General features: G+C 78.1%; 1 protein-coding gene. It reads right to left on the reverse strand.

All coding sequences use genetic code 11. The features are described from left to right. A partial coding sequence (locus B7767_RS40945; RefSeq protein ID WP_179167526.1) for a polyketide synthase dehydratase domain-containing protein occupies nt 1–644 on the reverse strand: 644 nt, incomplete at both ends.

Genomic DNA, 644 nt, shown 5'->3' on the forward strand with positions numbered 1-644 from the left:
GCCGGTGGCGTCGTCGAGAGCCGTGAGGCCGGCGAAGACGGGCAGCGGTGTGGTGCCGTCGGGGGCGGTGGCGGGGGTGTCCGGGGTGCCGAGCACGGCCCAGCGGGTGGCGGCGGCGGGGGCGGCGGGCGTAAGGGAAGTCCAGTCGAGGTGGAACAGCCAGTCGCGGGCGGCCCGTGCGGACGGGTCGAGGGTCTCGGCGGCCACCTCGCGGACGGCCAGCGAGTCGATGACGGCGACGGGCGCGCCGCTCGGGTCGGTCAGGTGGACGGTGACGGTGTCCTCGCCGGCCGGGGAGATCCGTACGCGCAGCGCGGTGGCGCCGGTGGCGTACAGGGAGACTCCGGACCAGGCGAAGGGGACGACGGTGCGGTCGTCGCCGCCGGGGGCGAGCCCCGCGGCGTGCAGGGCGGCGTCGAGCAGGGCGGGGTGGATGCCGAACCGGGCGGCGTCGCCGCGCACCTGGTCGGGCAGGACGACCTCGGCGAACACGTCGTCGCCGCGCCGCCAGGTGGCGCGGACGCCCTGGAAGACGGGGCCGTACTCGTAGCCGCGGCCGGCGAGCAGGTCGTAGAAGCCGTCGGCGGCCAGGGCGGTGGCGCCGGGCGGCGGCCAGGCGGTGAAGTCCTCGGGCCGCGCCACGG

The organism is Streptomyces sp. 13-12-16 (assembly GCF_002114215.1).
Taxonomy (GTDB): Bacteria; Actinomycetota; Actinomycetes; order Streptomycetales; family Streptomycetaceae; genus Streptomyces.